This is a genomic window from Paenibacillus sp. Z6-24, from assembly GCF_054161335.1.
Genome location: NZ_CP096398.1, coordinates 4278407 through 4294698, shown reverse-complemented (window position 1 = coordinate 4294698; position 16292 = coordinate 4278407). Strand labels below are relative to the sequence as shown.

Annotated in this window: 15 protein-coding genes and 1 pseudogene; 12 read left to right on the top strand and 4 right to left on the bottom strand. The window is 48.1% G+C overall.

All coding sequences use genetic code 11. From position 1 onward, the window contains the following. Positions 1–198: 198 nt before the first annotated feature. The 4 genes from M1D61_RS18610 (at position 199) to M1D61_RS18595 (ending at position 3828) form a co-directional block, all read left to right on the top strand. A complete protein-coding gene (locus tag M1D61_RS18610; RefSeq protein WP_458120087.1) occupies positions 199–1182 on the top strand; it encodes a tRNA dihydrouridine synthase in 984 nt (327 codons plus the stop codon). Positions 1183–1427: 245 nt separating this feature from the next. Further along, positions 1428–1997: an SF0329 family protein gene (locus M1D61_RS18605; protein WP_458120086.1), complete on the top strand. Its 570-nt coding sequence runs from the start codon at positions 1428–1430 to the stop codon at positions 1995–1997. 440 nt (positions 1998–2437) lie between these two features. Further along, on the top strand, positions 2438–3076 hold the full coding sequence (locus M1D61_RS18600; protein ID WP_458120085.1) for a glycoside hydrolase family 11 protein: 639 nt from the start codon (positions 2438–2440) through the stop codon (positions 3074–3076). Between the two features lie 380 nt (positions 3077–3456). Next, positions 3457–3828, top strand: a complete 372-nt coding sequence (locus M1D61_RS18595; protein WP_458120084.1) for an iron chaperone — start codon at positions 3457–3459, stop codon at positions 3826–3828. 125 nt (positions 3829–3953) lie between these two features. On the opposite strand, the gene M1D61_RS18590 is transcribed toward M1D61_RS18595, so the two are convergent. Continuing rightward, the gene (locus M1D61_RS18590) at positions 3954–4595 is read right to left on the bottom strand and encodes an RDD family protein (RefSeq protein WP_458120083.1); all 642 of its coding nucleotides are present in this window, start codon (positions 4593–4595) and stop codon (positions 3954–3956) included. Positions 4596–4640: 45 nt separating this feature from the next. Then, entirely contained in the window at positions 4641–5288 is a 648-nt protein-coding gene (locus tag M1D61_RS18585) for an RDD family protein (RefSeq protein ID WP_458120082.1), read from the bottom strand. Between the two features lie 544 nt (positions 5289–5832). Here M1D61_RS18585 and M1D61_RS18580 point away from each other — a divergent pair. Next, the gene (locus M1D61_RS18580; RefSeq protein ID WP_046216039.1) at positions 5833–6054 is read left to right on the top strand and encodes a hypothetical protein; all 222 of its coding nucleotides are present in this window, start codon (positions 5833–5835) and stop codon (positions 6052–6054) included. A gap of 454 nt (positions 6055–6508) precedes the next feature. Next, on the top strand, positions 6509–7696 hold the full coding sequence (locus M1D61_RS18575) for an amidase domain-containing protein (RefSeq protein ID WP_458122558.1): 1188 nt from the start codon (positions 6509–6511) through the stop codon (positions 7694–7696). Between the two features lie 189 nt (positions 7697–7885). Here the strand turns inward: M1D61_RS18575 and M1D61_RS18570 are convergent. Then, positions 7886–9062, bottom strand: a pseudogene (locus M1D61_RS18570) (MFS transporter). Between the two features lie 81 nt (positions 9063–9143). Next, the gene (locus M1D61_RS18565; protein WP_458120081.1) at positions 9144–10175 is read right to left on the bottom strand and encodes an ROK family protein; all 1032 of its coding nucleotides are present in this window, start codon (positions 10173–10175) and stop codon (positions 9144–9146) included. Positions 10176–10663: 488 nt separating this feature from the next. Between M1D61_RS18565 and M1D61_RS18560 the strand changes: the two genes are divergently transcribed. The 6 genes from M1D61_RS18560 to M1D61_RS18535 all read left to right on the top strand — a co-directional run bounded on the left by M1D61_RS18560 (position 10664) and on the right by M1D61_RS18535 (position 16276). Next, entirely contained in the window at positions 10664–10858 is a 195-nt protein-coding gene (locus tag M1D61_RS18560) for a PspC domain-containing protein (RefSeq protein WP_046216036.1), read from the top strand. Positions 10859–11372: 514 nt separating this feature from the next. Then, positions 11373–12917, top strand: coding sequence for a nickel ABC transporter substrate-binding protein (nikA, locus tag M1D61_RS18555; RefSeq protein WP_458122557.1), 1545 nt, complete (start codon positions 11373–11375; stop codon positions 12915–12917). Next, positions 12917–13861: a nickel ABC transporter permease gene (gene nikB, locus M1D61_RS18550; RefSeq protein ID WP_458120080.1), complete on the top strand. Its 945-nt coding sequence runs from the start codon at positions 12917–12919 to the stop codon at positions 13859–13861. Before nikA ends, nikB begins: the two co-directional genes overlap by 1 nt. Beyond that, a complete protein-coding gene (gene nikC / locus M1D61_RS18545) occupies positions 13861–14712 on the top strand; it encodes a nickel transporter permease (RefSeq protein ID WP_458120079.1) in 852 nt (283 codons plus the stop codon). The genes nikB and nikC overlap by 1 nt, the downstream gene beginning before the upstream one ends. Further along, the gene (locus tag M1D61_RS18540) at positions 14709–15518 is read left to right on the top strand and encodes an ABC transporter ATP-binding protein (protein WP_458120078.1); all 810 of its coding nucleotides are present in this window, start codon (positions 14709–14711) and stop codon (positions 15516–15518) included. Before nikC ends, M1D61_RS18540 begins: the two co-directional genes overlap by 4 nt. Beyond that, the gene (locus tag M1D61_RS18535; RefSeq protein ID WP_458120077.1) at positions 15515–16276 is read left to right on the top strand and encodes an ABC transporter ATP-binding protein; all 762 of its coding nucleotides are present in this window, start codon (positions 15515–15517) and stop codon (positions 16274–16276) included. Before M1D61_RS18540 ends, M1D61_RS18535 begins: the two co-directional genes overlap by 4 nt. The last annotated feature ends 16 nt before the right edge of the window (positions 16277–16292 follow it).

Sequence of the window (16292 nt, the reverse complement as noted above, 5' to 3'; positions counted from 1 at the left end):
GCCATCCATGCAGCGCTTACTGACAGAAAAAAGCTTGATAACTTGTTCAAAAAGGGAAATTAATCTTCTGTTTTGGTTGTACAATCTAGTATAATGGTTGAGGTCCATACCGTTATCGTGTATATGCCAGTGTGTACTGGGATATGTTGATTTAACAGATAAAGAATTACAGCTATATACCATGAAAGGATTTTTAAAATGACAGACAATTTTTGGCGTGATTTACCCAAGCCATTTTTTATACTGGCACCGATGGAGGATGTGACGGATGTTGTTTTTCGTCATGTCGTGAGTGCAGCGGCCAGACCGGATGTGTTTTTTACCGAATTTGCGAATACGGAGAGTTACTGTCATCCGGAAGGGCATCACAGTGTGCGAGGACGGCTCATGTTTACCGAAGATGAGCAGCCGATGGTGGCGCATATCTGGGGAGACAAGCCGGAGTATTTCCGGCAGATGAGTATCGGCATGGCAGAGCAGGGCTTCAAAGGGATCGATCTCAACATGGGCTGCCCGGTGCCGAATGTAGCCGAGAACGGTAAAGGCAGCGGTCTGATCTGTCGTCCCGAACTGGCAGCAGAGATCATCCAGGCAGCCAAAGCCGGCGGTCTGCCGGTCAGCGTGAAGACACGGCTTGGCTTTAGCGAAGTCGACGAGTGGCGCGGCTGGCTGACCCATATTCTGCAGCAGGATATTGTGAATCTGTCGATTCATCTGCGGACGCGTGACGAGATGAGCAAGGTTCCCGCTCACTGGGAGCTGATTCCGGAGATCAAGAAGCTGCGTGACGAGATTGCGCCGAATACGCTGCTGACGATTAATGGCGATATTGCCGACCGTGCAGCCGGGTTGGAGCTGGTAGAAAAGTACGGCGTCGACGGAGTGATGATCGGACGCGGAATTTTCAGCAATCCGTTTGCATTTGAACAGGAAGCGAGAGAGCATACCAGTCAGGAACTGCTGGATCTGCTGCGGCTCCACATGGATCTGCATGATAAGTATTCGGTGATTGAACCGCGTTCGTTCAAGCCGCTGCCACGCTTTTTCAAAATCTATGTTCGCGGATTCCGCGGAGCGAGCGAGCTGCGCAATGAGCTGATGAGTGCCCGGTCGACCGATGAAGTACGTGCGATGCTGGATGCGTTTATGGCGAAGCAGATGGAGACGGTAGAAGAATATTAAAGGTATGGCAGGCGGGAATGTTACTGTGCACAAGTTGCACAGGGCATTCTCGCATTTATTTATAAAGAAATGAAATAAGGGAATCAGAAATGGAAATTGATATTCAAAAACTGAAACTTATTAGCAGAAGGATTGGGAGTACTGTAACAAGTTCCTATATTCTATGATTATGAGTTATTATTAAACCATATGATTTCATAAAGATAGCTGAAAAGTGGTTCAGCCTGAAGAATATAGGAGGATATATGTCCTGGAGTAAATTAAAGCAAAACCTGGAGAGCTTTCTGGCTCCGGCGCTGGATGGAAGAGTGGAGTACCGGGCGACGAGTTACAGTTATATGACCGGCAAATCGGGCACCTGCTATATCACGGTAGATAAGAAGAACATTTTCAACATGAACGACAAGACCAGCCCGATTCGCTGGTATCAGACGGAGCAGGAAATCAAGAATGATCCGGAGCTGCAGATTCCGGTCAGCCCGGAAGAGATTGAAGCGATCCGCAAAGAAACGGGCGGCAACGTACCGGAAGAGCGGATGAAGATTATGGCGCGAAACCGCAAAATCACCACCTATGCCAAAGAAATCCTCGCCGCGCAGACGGCACTGAGCAAGTCCAACTTTACTGCGGTCGCTACCCGCTTCCTGGCGACTTCCATCGAAGACAGTCTGGAGAGCAGTGACATCCTGCTGAACATTCTGGCACTGATGGATCGGAGGGTCGGGAAAAAGCGGATTCTGAGCATGAGCAGCACGATCAAGCTCAAGCATCCGATTGTGCAGTACTTTTATGAACTGCGATTGGGGAAATGTTGATATACTCATAACTGCCTCTGCAGATATCCCTGCCTACATCTGTACACATTCACAACTGCAGTTATCTACCCGTAATTACCTCTTTATCCGACCATAAATATCATGAGAAATGCCGCTGGAGGCTGTCGTTTTTTCGGCAGCCTTTTGTGCTGCTTCCACATATTTGGCAGAAGCACCGGATTGTCTTCTATCCGTACGACTGCTTTATAGTCAGCAGTCCAAGAACCCCGTTCAATTCACTGTCATACATGATCAATACCGCTGTTATGCTCCATATCCTATTCAAGTTCGCTTATATTATATGTTGAAATCAACATGTTAGAAAAGGTTTTTGTTACTTAATATGGTATATTTAAAGTATGGCTATCGCTCTAATAATGACTTTGAATAAGTAATTTTGTAAGCGGTACCATAAACTTATTCCTTAGAGGAGGCAAAATATGTCTACATTCAAAAAGAAATTCCTGACTACCATTCTCGCTATTTCCATGAGTTCCAGCGTGTTCGCAGCGACATCCAGTGCAGCTACCGATTACTGGCAAAACTGGACTGATGGCGGCGGTACGGTCAATGCAGTGAATGGCGCAGGCGGCAATTACAGTGTTAACTGGCAAAATACCGGCAACTTTGTAGTGGGTAAAGGCTGGACGACCGGCTCACCGAACCGGGTGGTCAATTACAACGCAGGTCAGTGGGCACCATCCGGCAACGGATATCTGACACTGTACGGCTGGACACGCAATTCACTGATCGAATATTATGTGGTCGACAGCTGGGGAACGTACCGTCCGACTGGTACATACAAAGGTACGGTCACCAGTGACGGCGGCGTGTATGACATTTATACGACAACCCGTTATGATGCACCATCTATCGAAGGCGATCACAAGACATTCACCCAGTACTGGAGTGTGCGCCAGACGAAGCGCCCGACCGGCAGCAATGCGACCATTACCTTTAGCAATCATGTGAAGGCATGGGCGAGCCACGGCATGAACATGGGCAGCACGTGGTCGTATCAGGTGATGGCGACCGAAGGGTACCAGAGCAGCGGTAGCTCCAATGTGACGGTATGGTAAGGCAGATCCTGCCCTTGTAATACAAGTCCGACTTTATTCTTAATGCTAATTTCAAGATATGTAGGTTAATTTCAAGAATGGAATATCCAAAAGGCATACCCGCATTCTTTTGAAAGATGCTGGTTATGCCTTTTGTGCTGTTATTCAAGGTGAGATCGCATCGAAGAAATATTTCCCGGTAAATAATTACCGGTATGATTGCAAAACCACCCTGCGGCCAAATAAGTACATATAGAAGCTATAATTAGACAAATTACTTGTAAAATGGAGCTGGATTATTCAAACTGAAAGAAACCCATCGTGACCGGAATCGTATGCTGCAGCTCCAGACAAATGATGGGAACAGCAATCCTAAAATGGTTATTCAGGAGGGCAAACCCATGGAAGTTTTTGCGGAATACCTGAATTCGATTGACGATCCATTGCAGCGGGAACGCACGGAGTATGTATTGTCCTGGGTAGGTGAGACTTTTCCCGATCTCGTCCCCAAAATTGCCTGGAACCAGCCCATGTTCACGGATCACGAGACCTTTATTATTGCGTTCAGTGTAGCCAAAAAGCACCTGTCTATCGCTCCGGAAAAAGCGGGCATTCATCAGTTTGCAGATCGAATCGTACAGGCGGGTTATACGCATACGAACCAGCTGTTTCGCATCCCCTGGAAAAGTCCGGTTGATTTTGCGCTGCTGCAGGAAGTGATAAAGTTCAATATTTCCGATAAAGAAAATTGTACGACGTTCTGGCGGCAGTAAACTATCTTCATCTTGCTGGACGATGTATAGCCATGAAGCAATGAAGCAATGAATAGGTGCTGGGCAGGCAATTGTTACAACAAAAAGAGGCGGCCAGGGAAGGTCGCCTCTTTGTTTTGGTTATTTTAGACATTCGTATTCTGTGTACCCATCCGGGCGTTGTACTCCTGAAGCTGCTGCTCGTATTCACGCTGCTGTTCATGCAGCCGCTGCAGGGCATGCTTGTCCACCACATAGGTGCTGGCGATCATATCATGCATACCTTGCTTGTATGCCGTCCAGCCGGCCATCATATAGCCGATATAGAGGGTGAATTCGTTCAGCCATTTCGCCCAGTATCGGCCGCTGGCCCGGCCAAAGCTCAGTGGGCGATACTGTTGATCCACTGCTACGAGACCCAGTGCCATTTTACCCGGCGTCGCGTGGTATTTGGAATGTTCAAACAGACTAAAATACAACCATGGACATACGAGTCTGAACAGGATGAACACGAAAGGCAATAGGGCGCCAAAAACCTGTTCTCCGGTGGTGGCGGATTCATAGGTTTGATTACTGTCAAAGTAACCATTCAGATTGCCGATCAGCATAATGACGCCGATAATACTGCCAAGCCCGAGAATCAGAATAAAATAATCGATGCATATCGCCAGGAATCGTTTCCAGAATCCGGCATGCAGGTCTTTCCATTCATTGTTTGGATGCTGCTGATACTGGCTCTGATTGTACATGTTGTTGGCTGCCTGGGCAGCTGTTGGTTCATTCATCATTACTAATTAGTCCTCCATAATCACATATTGTACAGCTTTATTGTTTTAGTTTTCCTGCATGGATATCTGGGCTGCCTGCTGGGCATTGAACTGCTGAACATGCTGCTCATATTCAAGTCGCTGCTGTTCCAGTTGAGGAAGAGCATCTTTGTTAATGACATACGTACTGGCGACCAGATCATGGATGCCCTGTTTGCGTGCTGTCCATCCTGCCAGCATATAACCGATGCCAAAAGGAAGCGTACTGAGAAACTTGGCCCAGTAGCGTCCGCTTGCCCGGCCAAAGCGCAGGGGACGGTAATACTGATCCACGACTATAAGGCCAACTGCCATTTTGCCCGGTGTTGCCTGGTACTTGGACTTTTCAAACAGGCTAAAATACAACCACGGAAAAATCACCCTCAAAAAGAAAACCAATATTAAAGAGGTAAAGATATACACAGTCTGGCCAGTCGAATCGTCACTGTACGAATGATCGGTGCTGATATAACCTTTGAGATTACCAAACAAGTCAATGCTGTGCATTACGATAAAAAAGATAACCAGGTAAATAACAGCATCGATGCATATCGCCAGGAATCGTTTCCAGAAGCCTGCATGAATCCCTTTTTGTGCTTGTACATTGCCTTGACCATACATTCTCTGTTCATACATCCGATTTGCCGCATCGGGAGCGGGTTGTTCATTCATCATTGCTAAGTATTCCTCCATCACTTTTGCTGTATGCTATTGTGTGCTTCAGCTGTTTTGCATATATATGCAAAAAGCCGGCTGTCTGAAATATCCCGTTGAAGCTTGTTCATATCTATCAATATCTGCCTAAAGCTTATATGTATAAGACTTCTATATCCTGTAACAACCGGCTTGCCGAAAGCTTGTACAGATGCAGCAACCTGTTTATTGGCATCTGTGTTAAAAACGTATCGGATTTCCTCCTTTCCCCAAAAGAAGATTATATCGCAATTGGAACAAGGAGGATAGTCAACTATAGACTTATATTATGAGCAAGTAACTTTTGAGTTATAGGGCAGCAGGCGTAGTAGGGATTATAGAATTTCGTATGTATGCAAAAATGAGAGAGTATGAATACCATATGCAGAGACTCGTTTTATGAAAAATCCGGATTCAAGGTTCGATAACATCGTTATACCGAAACGATACCAATTGACTATTCCACGATATGGGAATAATGCATTATGCTAGTTAAGCAGTTAAATAATTATCCAAGGGTGATCGTATGTATGACGTGAAGATTGTTTTTACAGGCAATACCGAGCTGTATATTCAGGGAGTAAGTGACAAGCAGGTCGCCCAGCTCAAAGAGGCGGTAGAACGGGGCGAGAATTTCTACTACCAGAATTATCACCTGAAATGTGCGAATATCGCATACTATCATCTGACCGAAGCGCCACGACAAAAGCCAAGCACCAATCCGAATGAGTACTTTTATTTCAATTGATCCATAGGTACGTTTTTTTGGTAAGGCGCGTAGGTGGCGAAATGATTGGTATAGCTGTCAGATTGTAGTAATCAAAGAGAGAATATACTTATGCAATATGAAAAATCTTAAAAGTAGTAGGTATTTCATAATAGACAGGACATTAAGCCAACTCATTTATGTATTACTTGTTTTTATGAGCAAAGGAGAATTTAATATTTAATGTGCGCCACAGCTATATGAAATAAAAAATATTTTTTTGAACGATATTTTGATGTAAACACTTTGTATGGCGTCTTATGTACTAATTTCGTTTGTATTGTTTGATATTACTTTGTAATTGTATGTTTTCTTATATTTTTCGACTAAAAAATACAAAAAAATAAAATCAGCATGGTATATTTATCTTATTTACAATATTTTGATATATGTTATCTTTCTTGGTATTACATTCAAGGAGGAACATTTATTGAAAATGAAAAAGAAAATTACCCAAGTCGTAGCCTTAGGAATGTCGTTGCTTCTTTTACCCAGTGTCTCATATGCAGCCGTAAATCTAACACCCATTGAAATTGATGTGCCGACATCTCAAGCTGCTTACCTTGATTATTTAAACGATATTAAGGAAGGCAAGATTGTATTACCGATTAAAAAATTAGATGAGATTGATATTAGTAAAGAAGAAGCTTCGAAAAAATACAAGCATGCTATGAATCTGGTTGATAATTATATAAAAGATAATCAACTACTTATTAAGAATGATATCGATAATGCAGATTATCAAATGCTTGTAATTAGTTTGGGTGTGGCTTTAGAGCAATTTCCTTCATCAGAACAAAGCAGCATGCTAGAATACGTAAAATTTATGGATCGCTACGAGAATAAGAGAAAAAATAATTTGATAGAAAGTTATGATAAAAAATTATCATCAAACGACATAACTACTGATGAGATTGTTGACTTGATTGAATTAATGCCAGTAGCTGACTCAGAAAAAGCTACTATTCAGTCCACTCCAACTGAAATAACAGAAGCTCAAACCAATACAGTTCAATCCAATAATTCAGTTGAGCAGTCTGTTTATCAAAATTCTACATCGAAATTTATTTCTCCAATGGCTTATTCTAACGGGTATAGTTCAATTAAAGCCAGAGACTACGCATATAAATGGTGGGATGGAAGAAATCCAACATATTCTTATTATGCTAAATCAAACAATTGTTCCATAGCTTCAAAAGAATGTTGGAAAAAGTGGAATGATTGTACTAATTTTGTTTCCCAAGCCTTATTGGCTGGAGGTATGGAAGAGTGGCCTGGGCTAATAAACAGAAGCACGTCATGGTATTATGCGGATAGTTTGATTAATGCACCTTCTCATAGTTGGGGCGGAGCAAATAGTTTTTATAAGTTCTGGTCTATAAGATCCAAAACGGCTCCAACTGCAGCAAAAGCGGCTATGGGAGATCCTGTGAATGCCGACTTTGATAACGATGGTGATATTAATCATACGGCTTTAATTACATTGCTTAAAGATGGTCATTTTTATTTAACACAGCATACTAGTGATAAGAAAAATGCACCTCTTAGTAACTGGTATTCTTCAGGGTACAAGGTTTATATTTGGAAAATGGATCAAGCTATTCAAAGCCAAATACCAGGTTGAAAAATAAGGAGAAGGCTTAATTGAGTCTTCTCCTTATTTGTATGGACTTTATCTAAAGTTAGATATAACTCAAGCAAGTGCTTAGGCGATTGAGGAAAAAACCAAGCAGAAAAATTTATAATACATTCAGAAAAAATGTTGTGATAGTTATTATATTGAGAAATAGGGAGAATTCAGCAGTCTTCTCCGTCAGATCAGTTCCTGCCGCCTTTTCAAATACCCGTACAGCACAATTCCGGATAGGGCGCAGATTGCCGCACAACAGCCCGATGAATCCGTAGCCCGCCTGCAGTCCGCGCAGCAGCCTCAACTGTGTGCCCACACCGTACATATTTTTGACCCCTTCGATCATCCAGCCGATCAGATAGTTCCCGACCACACTGCCGACGCCCATCAGCATCACGACAAACGTAATTTCCGTATCGCTGCCATTCGGATACCGACGTGCGATAAAGGCCATGACGGTCGGATAGATTATCGCAATGCCTGCCCCGGATAGCGCAAACAGGAAAGCCACCCGTTCACCGCCTGCGATAGCGACAAATGTACAGTTCGCCGAGAAGGCAGAGAATACGATCAGCGAGAGCACGAAGCCGAATCGGTCGGTCAGCGGTTCGAGCAGCAGACGTCCCAGGGAGAATACGAGGAAGAACAGGGACAGCAGACCGGACGCTTTGACCGTACTCCAGTCGTAAGCCTTTTCCAGAAAGTTGACGAGCCAGCCGCCAAAGGACAGGATCATTACCATCAGCCACAGCGTTGGATCACGGGTCATCATTTTCATGGAAACCTAGTCTTTATGCGGCAGATCATCGCCGGGAAAGTGGCTGCGCAGCGCAAACAGGATCGGCAGCACACACAGTGACAGCATCACCAGATACATACCGCGCCAGTCCAGCTCCTGCCCGAAGACGGTCAGCGACATGACTCCGGTCGCCAGCAGCGGTGCCACGGTAGAGCTGAGTCCATAGGAAAAGTGGGACAGGCTCATCAACATACCGGTATTTTTGACAAAGATCCATGCGCCCAGAATTGCCAGCGCGATCTCCAGCATGCCGTTGCCGATATACATCAGGAAATACGACGAAGCGAACAGCGGATAGGTATACGACAGATAGATGAATACCCCCGAGATGACCATGAAGCCAAACGAAATGATACTGACCGCCTTGATTCCCCACAGACGGACCAGTACGGCGGTAAATGAACAGGCGAGCAGATAACCGAGCGCATTGAGCGACAGCAGCGTACCGAGCTGCTGCTCATCGAGATGAAAGTCGAACTGGATATGCGGGATCGCCGGGCCTTTGATATTCTCTGAGATGCCAAATACGATAAAACCGACGCAAATGGTCGCCAGCTGCATGGCATATACGCGATTGAACTTGCTTTCTTTTGCCTTCACAACAGAGTCCCGGCAGAATTTATGGGATAAGGTAGATGATGTCTAATGCCGCTCAATCAGCTGGATATTATAGGTAAGACTCTCCAGGGTCATCGTGATCAATCCGGTGAGATATTCATGCCGTGTGTCCTGCTGAATCAGCAGCTGAGGCATATGTTCAGCCGGAACATGCTGGCGGCAATCCTGATCGATTCGGTCCAACATCGAAGGAACAAGTGCATTGCCGGTCATTACAATAGCAGCCGGATTAATGATGGCGATGATGGAGACGATCGTATGTACAATCAGCGCATGCACACCTTCGGGAGTATGGAGCTGTCGGAGCTGTTCCTCACGGGTGATGCCAAAAGGCAGATAGGAGACTTCACCGCTGAAATAGCTGTTGCCGTTCAGCAGCCTGCCGCCGATAATAAAGCCGGCTCCGGGATAATGATTTTCCGGAAAGGTCAGCACCGCGAAATTACTGTCCTCCTCATAATTCTGCTCATGATACAGCCCATATACGGTCAGGTTCATATCATTCTGAATAATGATTTCCAGGCCGTTATAGCGCTGCCGGAGCATCTGTGCCAGCGGCTGTCCAGCCAGTTCCTTCACATCGCAGATACCGATTTGCCCGTTACGTGCCACACCGGGAATCCCGATGCCAACAGCCTGTACATTGTGATACTGGCTCAGCAGCTGATCCAGCAGTTTCTCAATCGTCTGTATGTTGATGACTTCATATTCGGTGGTATGCTGCTCCAGAATCTCGCCGTTCAGATTGGCACGGGCATGGGTAATGGAGTGGATACCGCTTTCCGTACGGATAATCAGGCCAACCATGCTGGCATAATCGGCGTTGAACTGATACCGGCTCGCTGGTCGGCCGCCGCTGGATTCATCCGGTCCGATATCCAGAATCTCCCCGGTTCGTACCAGCTCATTGAGAATCGTACCGCAAGTGGCGACGCTGAGCCGGGTCAGACTCGCGATAGAAGCTTTGGTACCTGTCCCGGTGGTACGTAGTGTATTTTTGACCAGCTCGATATTGATTTTCTTGACCTGCTGGGTACTGTAGGATAACGGTCGCATAATGGAATGTTCTCCTTTGTATCACTTTTGAAAAGATGTTTAAAAAGTGGATCGATTGTAGTCTAAAGCCAACGATCCGGAAAAGCAACCCTTTGCACAGGGTACGAATATCTATCCTATAGCGATAAAAGTGGAAAAGTATGGATAATAACAGAAGCGTATGCAATCATGGATAAACACAACATGTAAGCAAGGGAGGAATATACTATCAAAATATACATCATTACCATCGCTGTACTGCTGCTTCTGGTCGTATGCGCATCGGATGCGAACGCGATAAGGCTGAAGCGGGAGTCTGCTGCAGGTCCAGGCCTATCCCCGACTAAAGTCTAAGTTGCGAAACAGCCGCAGGGCGGTTGGAACAGCTCCTGTACTCCTATATCATGAAGGTATCACATATCAACGAGACAGCGTACATGAATAAGCCTTCAGAAGAAGAAATTCCGCTGTCGGCACAAGAATCATAATTGACAAAGGAGAGTATGGAAATGAGCAAATTATATCGTTCCAACCACGACAGGATGATGACAGGATTGTTGGGTGGATTCGCGGAGCTTCTGGGTATGAGTGCTACCTTTTTGAGATTGCTGTTCGTGGTCAGCGTATTCCTGACCGGAGGAACATCGATCATCGTTTACTTTATCGCAGCACTGCTGATTCCACGGGAAAGCCAGATTTACTAAGCCGGATTTACTAAGAACGTACAGATACAGATACTCATACTCATAGCGTATAGATCGATTACCATGCGAGACGAGACCCTGTTAGTAAGTAGCTGTAATAAATCATTTCTAAATAGCAACCAAGCAAAAGGCAGATAACCAGTAGATTTCAAACTAGCATAAATAACAAATAGCTAATAAAACAACAAAGGAACATCCTTCTTCTACAGTGGGATGTTCCTTTTTTATTTGGCATATCCATACATTTGCCCATATGAAAAGATAGAAATATGCCCGTTGCTTGAAGATGAATCGGCTATTTTTCTTCTTGCTAAATAGTAATCGTTACGATAAGATAAGATTCAATGTTTAAATCGTAACGTTTACTAAATAGAGAAATGCAGTGGGGGGAAGAATCATGAATCAGGTAGACAATGGCAGCAGGCAGGTTCGGCAGCCAGACCAGCATCGTACAGAATACATGAATACAGATCCGGGAAAGGGTTCCGTACAGCATCGCTCTGTATATGGAGGAATGACTGGAGGGAAGCGCAAAGGAAGACAGGCTCTCGGACTAACCGTGCTGCTGCTCTGTATCGCTATCCTGGGTGCATGTTCTTCACCTTCTTCCAGCGCCAAGGAACAGGGCAAGCATGTGAGCTTCCTGTATAACTTCTCGACCAACTCGCTCGATCCGCATGTTGATTCCAGTTATGTGCCGATCCGTGCAGGCATTACCGAGACGCTGGTGCGTCTGGATGAAGATAACCTGACGGTCGCGCCATGGCTCGCCGAGAGCTGGGAAGGAAAGGACGGACAGAACTGGAAAATAAAGCTGCGTGATGATGTGACGTTCCAGAATGGCAAGCCGATGACCGGAGAAGCGGTCAAAGCTTCATTGGAGCGGGCGATAACCGAAAGCATAGCGGTGAAGAATGCACTCAAGATCAAAAGCATCCAGGCAGATGGAAATACACTGCAGATATCAACGAACCAGCCTTTTCCGGAATTCATCTCGGAACTGGTGAATCCCAATACATCGATTATCGACGTGTCCGAACCGGATGTGGTGAACAAGCCGGTCGGCACAGGGCCTTTCCTGCTGAGTACATTTACTCCCGGCAGCAAGCTGGAAGTGAAACGGTATGACAAATACTGGGATGGTGCTTCCCTGCTGGACGGAGTGACGTTCTCCTTTAACGAGGATGCCAATGCCCGTTCGCTGGCACTGCGCTCCGGGCAGGTGGATATCGTCTATCGTCCGGAAGTGGAGAGCCTCGATACACTGGATGCCGAGCAGGGCATCAAGGTCGAATCAATTTCTACCTTCCGGGTGCATCAGCTGACGATGAATATGGAGCGTCCGGCACTGCAGGATGTGAATGTACGCCGGGCGATGGATGCACTGATTGACCGACAGAAGATTGTGGATACGATTCTGCTGGGACATGGAGAAGCGGCGACCGGGCCTTTCCTGCCGTCATTGCCATTTGCACCCAAGTATGAGCCGTCGCCGCTGGGCGCGGATGCGGCGGTCCGATATCTCCAGCAGGCAGGTTACTCACTGGTCAACGGCCAGATGCAAAAGGATGGCAAGCCGCTGCAATTAACGCTGCTCACCTATTCGGCACGAGCCGATCTGCCGCTGATCGCGCAGGTGTTCCAGTCTGATGCCAAGAAGATCGGCATTCAGGTGGAAATTCGCCAGATCGATACTCCTGAGGATTATATGGCAGCCAATCGAGATTGGGATCTGGCGACCTACAGCAATCTGACCGCCCCGCGCGGAGATGCCGGGTATTATCTGAATGCGACGTATCATCCGGATGGCGCGCTGAATTTTAGCGGAGCCGAAGATCCGAAGTTGACAGCCATTATTGATCAGCTCAACCGGACCGTTGAACCGGACAAGCGTGCTGTGCTGGCAGAGCAGGCTGCTGATTATGTACATGAGAATGTGATCAATTCCTTTGTGCTGCATCCATCGACGATTGTGGCTTATAACGAAGAGAAAGTGAAAAACTGGGTTACCACGCGCAGTGAATACTATATGATTACGAACAAGCTGGATGTGATGTAATGGGCCGGATTCTAATCCGCAAATTTTTGGAGACACTGGGGTTTGTGTTGTTTATTACCTTTATCAGCTTTCTGTTTATTCGTATGGCGCCGGGTGATCCGGTGCTGACGATTCTGAATGTGGATGAATTGTCCGTCAGTCAGGAACAGGTGGAAGCGCTAAGAGAAGAGATGGGATTCAATCAGCCATTGCTCGTTCAATACGGGCAGTGGCTGCTGGATTTCGTACGGCTGGATTTTGGCCAATCCTATGTAACCGGTCAGCCGGTCATGAAGATGATCATGGGCGGTCTGCCGGCGACGCTGGAACTGACGGCAGGAGCATTGGTCATTATGCTGCTGATTGCGCTACCGCTCGGTTCACTGTCTGCGCTGCATCGGAACAGCTGGATTGACCATGTGAGCCGGCTGCTGTCGATTATGGGCGCAGCGATTCCGAGCTTCTGGCTGGGGCTCATTCTGATCGATCTGTTCGGCGTGCGTCTCGGCTGGCTGCCGACGATGGGCAGGGACGGATGGATCTCGCTGCTGCTGCCTTCGCTCACACTGGGGCTGGCAATTTCCAGTGTATACGTGCGTCTGCTGCGTTCAAGTCTGCTGGATTCGCTCGGACAGGAATTTGTGCGGGCAGCGCGGGCGCGGGGATACAGTGAGGCGCGTATTTTCTGGGTGCATGCCCTGCGGCACAGTCTGCCGCCGGTCATTACGGTATTCGGCGTGAGTCTGGGCAGTCTGATCGGTGGAGTCGTTGTTGTTGAGGTGCTGTTTGCCTATCCGGGGATCGGCAAGCTGGTCGTGGATTCGATCCGGCAGCGGGATTATCCGCTGATTCAGGGCTATATTCTGGTCATGGCAGCCCTCGTATTTGTAGTGAATACGCTGGTGGATCTGTCCTACCGATATCTGAATCCGGAGATGAAGCTCAAGGAAAGGAAGGCTGGCTGATGAGAGAATTATCCATACCCAGATTGCCCCGGCGCAGCAAGCACAGCTGGCAGGGCATGATCGCTTTGTTGTTTGTTCTGGTCACGGCTGCGGCTTCAATCTATGCCTTTTTCTGGCTGAAGCATGATCCGAATACGACTGATCTCGGTGACCGGCTGCAGGAGATGAGTATGCTGCATCCGCTCGGCACGGATCATCTGGGCCGGGATGTGCTGACACGACTATTGCTCGGCGGACAGCAGACGCTCGGATACAGCCTGCTGGCACTCGGCGCCGCGCTGCTGATCGGTATTCCGTTTGGACTGATCTCCGGATACAGCCGGGGATGGGTCGACCGGATCTTTATGCGGGTCGCAGATGCCTTTTTGTCTTTTCCCGATACGATTGTGGCGGTTGTACTGAGCGGTCTGCTCGGTGCGGGGATCGGCAATCTGGTGCTGGCGATCGTTGTTGTCAAATGGGTAAACTATGCAAGGCTCGTACGCAGTACCGTACTGTCCGAGGCGCAAAAGGATTATGTGCAGATTGCCCGTACGAACGGACTGTCTCCGGCAAAAATTATGCGCAAGCATCTGCTGCCGCATGTGATCGGTCATGTGCTGGTGCTGGCGAGTCTGGATCTGGGCAAAATCATTTTGCTTATCTCGGCATTTTCGTATATCGGACTGGGTGCCCAGCCGCCGACACCGGAATGGGGAGCGATGCTCAATGACTCGCGTCCTTATTTCCAATCCCGGCCGGAATTGATGATTTATCCGGGTCTGGCGATTGTGTCTGTTGTGCTGCTGGCGAATATGCTGGGCGATTATTTGCGTGACCGGTTTGATGTGAAAAGGGAGGTGCAGTCATGATTCTGTCGATGGAACAGGTAACCATTCGCAGCCGTGAAAAAACGATCGTCGACAGCGTCTCCCTGACTGTACATGAGGGAGAATGGTTCGCACTGGTCGGTCAGAGCGGCAGCGGCAAAAGCCTGCTCTCCCAGGCTGCCGGACGAATGCTGCCGCCGAATCTGCAGCTGGAAGGACGCATCCGGCTGCACGGACAGGACCTGCTGGGTCTGTCTGCCCGGCAGATGCGCGATATTCGCGGACGCAGGCTGGCGTATGTATTTCAGGATTATCAGGGTTCATTTACCCCGTTCCGTACGATTGGACAGCATCTGGAGGAATACCAGAAGGTGCACGGCATTGCTCCAGGCGCTGTGCGCAAGCGGCAGGGAATCGCAGCGCTGGAATCGGTCGGGCTGGACGAAAGTCTGTACCGGCGTCATCCCTTCCAGCTGAGCGGCGGACAGCTGCAGCGGGTATCCATCGCGATGGCTCTGCTGCTCTCGCCGGATGTGCTGATCGCGGATGAAGTGACGACTGCGCTGGACAGCGTGTCCGGTCACCGGATTCTGGAACTGCTGGCACAAAAGCAGCGGGAAACCAAATGCGCGATTCTGTTCATCACGCACGACTGGCGTCATGTGCGCAAGTATGCCAGCCGGCTCGCGGTGATGCAGGAAGGACGCATCGTCGAGACCGGTGGCAAGCACCGGATTCTGGATCATCCCCAGCATCCGTATACCAGGCAGCTGATTCAGGCTGCACCGATCTTAAAGAAACCGGGTAATCTGCTGCCATCCGGTCTGCAGGAGGTGAAAGGAAGATGAGTCTGCTCCAGGTCAACCGGCTGAGTAAATCGTATGCGCCGGATAAGCGGGTACTGGATGAAGTCTCCTTTGCTATCGCATCGGGGGAATGTCTCGGTCTCGTTGGAGAGAGCGGATGCGGAAAAAGTACGCTCGCCCGCTGCCTGCTGCGTATGGAAGCGACAGACAGCGGTTCGATTACACTGGATGGTCACTCCATTGAACGGATGAATGACCGCCAGCTGTATCCGCACCGAAAGAAAATACAGATTGTGTTCCAGAATCCGTCGGCGGCCCTGAATCCCAAGCTGAAGATCCGGGATTCCCTGCTCGATCCGTATCTGCAGTACCGTGATGAGCTGCGATTGCAGCATTTCCGGCCTGCTTCGGAGCAGGAACTTGTGTGGCAGCTGATGGAGGCCGTCGAGCTGCCCGAATCGCTCGCAGATCGGTATCCCCATGAACTGAGCGGCGGTCAGCGCCAGCGGGTGACTATCGCCCGCGCGATCAGCATTGAGCCGCAGCTGGTCGTGCTGGATGAACCGACAGCCAGCCTCGATGTCATCTCCCAGGGAGCGGTGCTCCAGCTGCTGACCCGTCTGCGTACCGAACTGAATCTGTCGTATCTGTTCATTTCCCATGATCTTGCAGCCGTACACCAGATGAGCCAGCGAATCATGGTGATGAAGGACGGCAGGCTGGTCGATCAATTTCCGCAGGAACAATTGTTTGCAGAGTCCAGGCATCCCTATACACAGGAACTGATTTCCATTTTCTGATCGAATCCGGGCTGGA

What these genes read in the sequence shown, in the direction of transcription:
- M1D61_RS18610 (WP_458120087.1), top strand. Translation starts at nt 199, where the DNA reads ATGACAGACAATTTTTGGCGTGATTTACCCAAGCCATTTTTTATACTG.
- M1D61_RS18605 (WP_458120086.1), top strand. Translation starts at nt 1,428, where the DNA reads ATGTCCTGGAGTAAATTAAAGCAAAACCTGGAGAGCTTTCTGGCTCCG.
- M1D61_RS18600 (WP_458120085.1), top strand. Translation starts at nt 2,438, where the DNA reads ATGTCTACATTCAAAAAGAAATTCCTGACTACCATTCTCGCTATTTCC.
- M1D61_RS18595 (WP_458120084.1), top strand. Translation starts at nt 3,457, where the DNA reads ATGGAAGTTTTTGCGGAATACCTGAATTCGATTGACGATCCATTGCAG.
- M1D61_RS18590 (WP_458120083.1), bottom strand. Translation starts at nt 4,595, where the DNA reads ATGATGAATGAACCAACAGCTGCCCAGGCAGCCAACAACATGTACAAT.
- M1D61_RS18585 (WP_458120082.1), bottom strand. Translation starts at nt 5,288, where the DNA reads ATGATGAATGAACAACCCGCTCCCGATGCGGCAAATCGGATGTATGAA.
- M1D61_RS18580 (WP_046216039.1), top strand. Translation starts at nt 5,833, where the DNA reads ATGTATGACGTGAAGATTGTTTTTACAGGCAATACCGAGCTGTATATT.
- M1D61_RS18575 (WP_458122558.1), top strand. Translation starts at nt 6,509, where the DNA reads ATGAAAAAGAAAATTACCCAAGTCGTAGCCTTAGGAATGTCGTTGCTT.
- M1D61_RS18565 (WP_458120081.1), bottom strand. Translation starts at nt 10,175, where the DNA reads ATGCGACCGTTATCCTACAGTACCCAGCAGGTCAAGAAAATCAATATC.
- M1D61_RS18560 (WP_046216036.1), top strand. Translation starts at nt 10,664, where the DNA reads ATGAGCAAATTATATCGTTCCAACCACGACAGGATGATGACAGGATTG.
- nikA (WP_458122557.1), top strand. Translation starts at nt 11,373, where the DNA reads ATGACTGGAGGGAAGCGCAAAGGAAGACAGGCTCTCGGACTAACCGTG.
- nikB (WP_458120080.1), top strand. Translation starts at nt 12,917, where the DNA reads ATGGGCCGGATTCTAATCCGCAAATTTTTGGAGACACTGGGGTTTGTG.
- nikC (WP_458120079.1), top strand. Translation starts at nt 13,861, where the DNA reads ATGAGAGAATTATCCATACCCAGATTGCCCCGGCGCAGCAAGCACAGC.
- M1D61_RS18540 (WP_458120078.1), top strand. Translation starts at nt 14,709, where the DNA reads ATGATTCTGTCGATGGAACAGGTAACCATTCGCAGCCGTGAAAAAACG.
- M1D61_RS18535 (WP_458120077.1), top strand. Translation starts at nt 15,515, where the DNA reads ATGAGTCTGCTCCAGGTCAACCGGCTGAGTAAATCGTATGCGCCGGAT.